This is a genomic window from Phenylobacterium sp., assembly GCF_036495085.1.
Taxonomy (GTDB): domain Bacteria; phylum Pseudomonadota; class Alphaproteobacteria; order Caulobacterales; family Caulobacteraceae; genus Phenylobacterium.
Map to the genome: position 1 here is coordinate 1 of NZ_DASXNL010000159.1, position 7,292 is coordinate 7,292.

At 66.3% G+C, this 7,292-nt stretch carries 6 protein-coding genes and 1 pseudogene; 1 reads left to right on the forward strand and 6 read right to left on the reverse strand.

Annotated elements, in window-relative coordinates; all coding sequences use genetic code 11:
• Positions 1-425 precede the first annotated feature (425 nt).
• The 6 genes and pseudogenes from VGI62_RS17810 to VGI62_RS17835 form a co-directional block, all read right to left on the reverse strand.
• A complete protein-coding gene (locus VGI62_RS17810; protein WP_331505886.1) occupies positions 426-590 on the reverse strand; it encodes a hypothetical protein in 165 nt (54 codons plus the stop codon).
• A gap of 168 nt (positions 591-758) precedes the next feature.
• Positions 759-1,367 (reverse strand): nucleotidyltransferase domain-containing protein, encoded by a 609-nt coding sequence (locus VGI62_RS17815; protein WP_331505887.1) that lies wholly within the window; start codon positions 1,365-1,367, stop codon positions 759-761.
• Between the two features lie 814 nt (positions 1,368-2,181).
• Positions 2,182-3,255 carry an IS110 family transposase gene (locus VGI62_RS17820; RefSeq protein ID WP_414695703.1) on the reverse strand — a complete coding sequence of 358 codons (1,074 nt, stop codon included), beginning with the start codon at positions 3,253-3,255 and terminating at the stop codon, positions 2,182-2,184.
• A gap of 117 nt (positions 3,256-3,372) precedes the next feature.
• On the reverse strand, positions 3,373-4,908 hold the full coding sequence (locus tag VGI62_RS17825) for a Fic family protein (RefSeq protein ID WP_331505888.1): 1,536 nt from the start codon (positions 4,906-4,908) through the stop codon (positions 3,373-3,375).
• Between the two features lie 166 nt (positions 4,909-5,074).
• Positions 5,075-5,224: a hypothetical protein gene (locus VGI62_RS22495; protein ID WP_414695705.1), complete on the reverse strand. Its 150-nt coding sequence runs from the start codon at positions 5,222-5,224 to the stop codon at positions 5,075-5,077.
• A gap of 30 nt (positions 5,225-5,254) precedes the next feature.
• Positions 5,255-6,321, reverse strand: a pseudogene (locus tag VGI62_RS17835) (tyrosine-type recombinase/integrase); the annotation flags it as partial.
• A gap of 42 nt (positions 6,322-6,363) precedes the next feature.
• Here VGI62_RS17835 and dusA point away from each other — a divergent pair.
• Positions 6,364-7,292: tRNA dihydrouridine(20/20a) synthase DusA (dusA, locus tag VGI62_RS17840; protein ID WP_414695704.1), on the forward strand; the 929-nt coding region annotated here is incomplete at its 3' end.

A 7,292-nucleotide genomic window follows, 5' to 3' on the forward strand; every position in this document is an offset into this window, starting at 1 on the left:
GGGCAACAGTTCACAAATCCGCTCCCATTGATCGTCGCGTAGAGCGTACCGTCTCGGTAGCGGCATAAGGCGTCAGCTCCAAAATCGCTGACGCCCCATGAATCGAGATTTGCTATCCGAGGGAACCCCTCAAATGACGACGGGCCCTAGAACAGCTTCTCTATCTGGCCGCAGCGGTGGTCTGCGGCGCCGCACCTTTGGCGCTCAGCCCGGTCGTGGCTGGCCTTTCACTGGCGGCGATCAACGTGGCATTGGCGCTCTGCATCCATCGACGACGTCGCTAGAGTCCGGCCAGTGGGGGCCAGGAGGTTCCTGGCCCCACGGCATGAGCTGGACACGGGCCGCGGCGGACTCGTATGGCGGCTGACCAGCCGTGGCCGCCGACGGCGCTAGCTGTCCGAACGCACTCGCACAGCGCCACGGCCTCAGGCCTGATCCGCCCGCGCCGTCAGGTGGTCCAAGTGCTCCCGGCAGGCGGCCTCGACGATGGCGCGGAGCCGCCCGGCCGATGCTGACAGCGCCTCCAGGTCGTCAGCGCTGATCTCGTAGGCATCCGAGTATCGCGCCTCGACATAGGCGCGCCTCGACATAGGCGCGCTTGAGCAGTTCGAACCGCCGCCGATCAACCTTCGTCTCGCGCGGCCACGCTTCGATCAGCCGCTTGTCCTGGTCTTCGGCCAGGGAGCGCAGGAATTTGATGTTGTGGGACCGTGGGACGTAGTTCGTGCGGACCAGCAGGAAGCAGGCGTAGGACCGCTCTACGGCCGGGTGGAGCATGAACGCGGCTTCCTTGCGCCACTTCGGATCATCTCCCCCTTTGTCGCCGCTGTACCTCGACAGTTCAAAAAGGGGCGATCGGCCGCGCCACTCCATTCGTTGTAATACTTCATCGCCATCGCATAGGCGTCGGCCGACGTGGGCGGCGCCGGCAGAACCAGCGGATGACCGGACAATTCGTAGAGCAACACCCCGTCGCGGACGACGTCGGCCCAGAAGTACTCGCCCTTGGCCAGGGCCTGGTTCACCTCGGCCAGGGTGTGGACGATGATGTTGACCGTGCGCCCGACCTTGGCGTCGCGCAGCAGCTTGTCCTCGGCGACGTACCAATAGTCGGCGATGTCGGTCAACTTCTCGTGGCTGACGATGACGAGCAGGTCCCAATCCGACTGGTAACCGTTCTCCGGCTCGTCGACCCAGTCGGTGCGACTATAGCTGCCGAACAGGATCAGCTTGAGGATTTTGCCGCCCCGCCGCCAGGGCTGGGTGCCGCCGGCCAGGGCCGCCTCGAACTCGGCCATCAGCACTGCGACGACGTGCTCCAGCTCGCGCTGCTTGGCTTGCGGCAGATGCTCCAGGCTCGACTTCATGACCTTCTAGTCCCGCGAACGCCGCAGGGTTGCAAGACCGCCAGGCCCAGAGCCTGGCGACAACCCGGCTTACGCGCTTGGCCAGCCCTCGCCGGGCGGGGATCGCTGCGTCAAGGCCGCGCGCCCACAGGCGCGCGTCGCTCCGCGACGGCGCAGCCGCCCTGGACGCAGCGATCCGCGTCCGGCTCTTCGTTCCACCAAGCGCATAAGCCGGATTCCGCGCACACGGCGCGAGGCGGAAGCCGACCGATCAGGGCGGTGGACGCCGGATACTCCAGCGCGCCCCATCGGGCGAACATCGCCGAGCAACCCGCGACATCCCGGCATTGCGCCAAACCGTAGCGCACGCACCTCTCCGCGCAGCGCCGCGAAAACCGATGTGTAGACAACGGCCCGAGGCCCGGGCGAGGTGGCCGCTTGAATCTTGCCATCGTAATTGTTCTGCTGATTTTCCGGCATGACATCATCGTTTCCTTTCTGCTTCTACTGGACTCTGTACATCAGGGCCAGCTTGGCTAGGGCGGCGTGGACTGGGGGCGTCTGAGCCTGGCGCGCCGTGCAGTCGTTCGCGCTCAGCGCACCCGCAAGCCAGCGCGAGGCGGCTTGATGACGGTGCGCGGCGCAGGTCGGGATCGGTTCCGCGGAAGCTCATCACAGGCACTCGCGCGAGGTCGGGCCGGCGCATGGGCCGGCGCGCCTCAGGCAAGATATCGTGCTTTCCGCGTCCTTTGATCTGCACCAGGTCGTCCGCTCCGCGTCGCCGCGGATCTCCTTCGTCCGGGCGCTCAGCGCGCGTTGGGGGGATGGGTGTCGCTCATCCACAGGCCACCATCAGCTTGCGGGCCTTGCGCCGCGCGCCGGCGTCGCACGGCGCCTCGGTGTAGTCGGTCCCGGTCCGCCACATGGCGTGCAGCACCACGGCCAGCTTGCGCGCCACGGCCACGATCGCCTTCTTGAAGCCCTTGGCCTTGGCCAGTTTCAGGCCCCAGGCGCGCATCGCCGTGGTCCCGCGGTAGCGCAACAGCATGCAGGCGGCGGCCTCGAACAGCGCCTCGCGGACCGCCGGGTCGCCCGCCTTGGAAACGCGGCCCTTGACGTTGATGGAGGTGCCTCTCTGCCGCCGTTTGGAGGTCAGGCCGAAGTAGGCGGCGACATCGCGCGAGCGCTTGAAGCGGTCCGGATCATCGACCCCGGCGGCGTACGCCAGCGCGCAGACCGGCCCCACGCCGGGCACGCCCATGAACCGTCGACAGATCGGGTTACCGGCGACGACCCGCAGCACCAGCGCGTGGAGTCGGGTGTATTGAGTCCAGAGCGCGGCCCGCGCCGCCAGCACCGCCTCCATCAGCTCGGCGGTGAACGGATCGTCGGCGCAGGCCTCGCGCACGGCGCGCTCGAAGCGGCCGCGGCTGACCCCGCCCAGCTTCACCCCGAACGCCTTGAGCGAGTGGCGGATGGTGTTCTCGATGTCCATGAACTTGCGCTTCAGCTGCCGCCGCTGGGTCAGCAGCAGGCGCAGACGGTACGCCCCCTCGGTCTTCACATGCGCAGTCCGGAACCAGCCGGTGCGCATGATGTGGGCCAAGCCGAGCGCGTCGGTGGCGTCGGTCTTATTGCGCTGGGCGGCGAGCGCGGCGCGCACGTGACAGGTCTCCAGGCAGACCGCCGGCAGTCCCACCCGGCGCAGTTCCGGCTGCAGCCAGGGCGACAGCGCCCCCGCCTCGTGGCCGGCGCGCCGCAGCGTCGCGGCGAACGGCGCCAGCACCGCCGCGATCGCCGCCGCCTCGGTGGGCGCCTCGCAGCGCAGCACCACCTCACCGGCCCCGTCCACCACGCACACCGCCGTGGTCTCGATCGACACGTCCAGTCCCGCGAAATGCTCGGTCATCGTCCGCCTCCTCCGTTTGGGAGGCGAAGTCTCGGCGCCGATCGCGCCCGGCGGCAAGCCCGGCTGGGCCATGCAATTACCCGCGGCCCTCGTAGTTCCAGGCTTCTGATCGGCCATTCATCCGGGCATCGGGGCCGGCTGACCAACATGCTCCGCCAGAAAGTCGGCGAACGGGAGGATGTTCTCTTCGACGCTCGCCGCCTCAAGCGCGGCCATGTAGCCGGCGCGTGACTGAACGGGAATGACGGTCCAGGGATAGCCCGCCGCGGCCAGCATCACGTTCATCAGGAAGCGCCCGGTTCGGCCATTCCCGTCGAAGTACGGATGGATGTAGACGAAGATGAAATGGCCGAGCACCACGCGAACGGCGGCGTCTTTCTCGTCGGCCAGGAGCTCGAAGAAGGCCGGCATGGCGTCGCGTACGGCGTCGGCGTTCAGAGGGACGTGCCGCGAGCCGCGAAGGTAGACGGGGCCGGTGCGATAGCCGGCGAGGTTTTCCGGCTTCAGAAGGCCGGCGGCGACGCCAGGTGCGAACAGTTCCCGATACCAGCCGCCGTGGTCGCGATCGGCGACCTCGCCAGGGGGCTCGCCGTTCAGCACCCGCCGGACGCTCGTCTTGACGGCTTGGAAGGCCTGCCAATAGCCGCGCGCCGCCAAGGCGTTGCGATGTTCGCGGTCCGGCCCGTCTTCATCGGGATTCCATATGCCGGTGCGAACACGTTCAATCAGGTCCGGGTTGACCTGATAGCCTTCGATCGACAGCGAATGGTAGGCGTCAGTGACGTAGATGTCATCGACCCGCCGCAAGTAGGCGTCGACATCGTTCGTCTTCGGCGGCGGCGGAGGAAACCGCCCCGGAATTTGCTCCCGCATCGTCAGCCAGAGCATGCGCAGGCGGTTCACGTAGGGCGACGGATCGCGACGGTACGGCGTGCGGGGGAGGCGGTCTTTAAAGGGATCGACTTCTCGGGCGTTGTAGTCGGCGGCGCGCATGCCCGCCAGGATCTCGTCGGCCTCGCGGTCTCGGCCGACGTTGCGAAAGGCTCCGGCCAATCTGCCGGCGATCGTGGTGTGCCCGCCCCTTAGGAGACGCGCGAGCAGCGTGGATGCGTCCCGTTGCATCGCAAGGATTGTGCGCGCTTCGGTCGGGCGGACTTCGAAATAGGTCGGCGCGGCGTTCACAAGCGCGGCCTCGGGATTGAAAAGCCTCAGTCCGTTGAGCTGCGTGGCGTCATCGGGCGCGGGTAGCGAATGACGGCCTTCGAACAGGGACGCGCCATGAATGAAGTTGGTGACCTGGTTGCGGGCGCCCACGGCGCGGACCAGCAACTGCCTGGGAACGCTGAGGTTGCCGGCATGCAGCGTGAGGGATTGTTCCGGCGACAGGGACCAGTCCGAGCCGAAACGTTCGGTCAGATAGTCGCGACAGAAATCCCAATACGATGCGTACCAGGCCGTGCTTTCGCCGCCGCCGGTCTCGGGCCGCGCCGGAATGTACCAGCCCTTCATCACCTCCTGGAGGAAGCCGTGTTTCAGGAGCAACTCTCGAACGGTGCGGGTCAGATCTTTTGATCTGATCGCGACCCGCCCTGCGGCCTGCACGGCCCTCAGGGCTTCCAGAGCGGTCGCAAGTTTCTCGTTGGGTGTCGCCATGGGCCTGTTCCGTTGGTAACGGCCGTAGAATGAGTGAAACAGCGCTTATTGTGCTGCGCATATAATAGCTTTTTATGCCGTTCTATAAAGCGCTTTTTCCGCTGCGCGATAAATCGCCTATCGTGTGGCGATCCTGCCGGCTTCGGCGGCGGCGTGCGGCGCCGCGCTACAGGCGCCACTGCGACGACACCCGCACGGTTATGAAGGCGCTCTGCCGCACAGCCTTGGCGGATTGAGCCTCGGGCGGAGTGACGACCGGCGCGGCCTTGAGCTTGTGAAGCTGCTCGGGCCGCAGATTGGTGTAACGCTTGAGCATCTTCCAATCCTTGTGCCCGGTCACCAGCGCGACCTGCTCGATGGTGAACTTCGCCTCGAACAGGCGGCTCGCCGCCTCATGGCGAAGGTCGTGGACTGGAGGTCCTTGATCTTTAACTTGCGGCATGTGCGCCGAAACGCGGTCCCCACCGACCGGCCATTATAGGGGAACACCCGGTCGCTGCGGCCGGCGAACGGCTTCTGCTCCTGGAGGAGGGCCCAGGCGTCGAAGCCGGTGGCGTCCAGCAGCGGGACCTTCTGGTCATTGCCAATCTTGTCGCGAGGGTCCTTACGATCGCGAATGGTCACCGTCCGGCTGAGAGCATCGACATCGTCCCAGCGGATTCGGGTCAGCTCCTCCTGCCGCATGGCCGTCGCCACCGCGAACTTGACGATGCGGGCGACCGGAATGATCTGCCTGGGGTTCTGCTCAAGGTGAGCGATAATCTGTGCGAGCTCATCTTCCGTCGGCCGGCGGTCGCGCTCCCGGCCCTTGCTGATCAGGCCAAGGCGCTTCAGCGCGATGCGGGCGAGGTCGACGGGCTCGGGCGAAACGGCGATCCCGTGCACGGCGGCGGCATGGGAGATCACCAGCTTGATATAGCTGATGTCCATGCCGATGGTGACGCCGCCGGCGCCCTCCCTGGCGCGGTCCTTGCCGAATTGGATCAGGCGCTCCCGGCTGAGGTCGCATAGCCTGACGGCGCCGAGTTTGGCCTGGAGGGCGTCCACGACGAAGGCCTTGGAGCGACGCGGCGCCTTTCCCACTTCCTTCAGATCGTTGATATGGAGATCTATGAGGTGGCCGAAGGTCGTGGGATCGATCCTGGACCACTTTGTCGGCGTCTCGCCCCGGTCGATCTTATGCTCGATCGCGATGGACCATTCTTGGGCGTCGGCGTGACGCTGGAACGTCTCACTGAGGTAGCGACCCTTGCGCCGAACCTGGACCCGCCAGCTGCCGGAATTGAGTTTCTTGAAGGTCGCCAACGTGTGCGCTCCGTGTGCACTCGTAAGTAAAACTGGGGCGAATTCGGGCGTTTCTGAGTGCACACGCGGGTGCGTGTGTTCTCCTTTAGTTCGCTTATATGATTTCATAACATGCTGAAAACTCAAGAGAAAATTTTCTCAATCGCTCCAATGATGGACTGGACCGACCGTCATTGTCGGGCCTTCCATCGCACCCTGACGCGGCGGGCCCTGCTCTATACCGAAATGGTGACCACCGGCGCCGTGCTGCATGGCGATCGCGAGCGTTTGCTGGGCTTCGACGCCAATGAGCATCCCGTGGCCCTGCAACTGGGCGGCTCGGACCCGGCGGATCTGGCGGCGTCGGCCCGGATCGGCGAGGACCTGGGCTATGACGAGATCAATCTGAACGTCGGCTGCCCCTCGGATCGGGTGCAGAGCGGTCGCTTCGGCGCCTGTCTCATGCGCGAACCGGAGCTGGTCGCCGACTGCATGGCCGCCATTCGGGCCGCCGTGCGGGTTCCGGCCACGGTCAAATGCCGCATCGGGGTGGACGACCAGGAGCCCGAGGAGAGCCTGTTTCGGCTGGTGGACCAATGCGCCGCCGCCGGCGTGACGCGGTTTGCTGTGCACGCCCGCAAGGCCTGGCTGAAAGGCCTGTCGCCGAAAGAGAACCGGGACATACCGCCGCTCGACTATGAGCTGGTCTATCGGCTGAAACAGGAGCGGCCGGACCTGACCATCGTCCTCAACGGCGGCATCCTCTCAATGGAGGAGGCGCGCGAGCACCTGAACCATGTGGACGGGGTGATGCTTGGCCGGGCGGCCTATCACGAGCCAGGCCTGCTGGGCCAGGTCGACCAGGCGCTGTTCGGCCAGGCGGGGACAATCGGGCCTGTCGAGGCGGTGCGGGCCTATCTGCCCTATGTGCGCCACCAGTTGGCGCGGGGAGCCCATCTGGCGGCCATGACCCGCCACATGCTCGGCCTGTTCCATGGTCAGCCCGGCGCGCGGTCCTGGCGGCGCATCTTGACCGTCGAAGGGGCCAAGGCCGGGGCCGGTGTGGACGTGATCGAGCGGGCGCTGGAGGCTATCCAGAT

Bases quoted from the DNA above. Each gene is read 5' to 3' on its own strand.
- VGI62_RS17815 (WP_331505887.1), bottom strand. From the start codon at position 1,367: ATGAAGTCGAGCCTGGAGCATCTGCCGCAAGCCAAGCAGCGCGAGCTG.
- VGI62_RS17825 (WP_331505888.1), bottom strand. From the start codon at position 4,908: ATGGCGACACCCAACGAGAAACTTGCGACCGCTCTGGAAGCCCTGAGG.
- VGI62_RS22495 (WP_414695705.1), bottom strand. From the start codon at position 5,224: ATGCTCAAGCGTTACACCAATCTGCGGCCCGAGCAGCTTCACAAGCTC.
- VGI62_RS17820 (WP_414695703.1), bottom strand. From the start codon at position 3,255: ATGACCGAGCATTTCGCGGGACTGGACGTGTCGATCGAGACCACGGCG.
- VGI62_RS17810 (WP_331505886.1), bottom strand. From the start codon at position 590: ATGTCGAGGCGCGCCTATGTCGAGGCGCGATACTCGGATGCCTACGAG.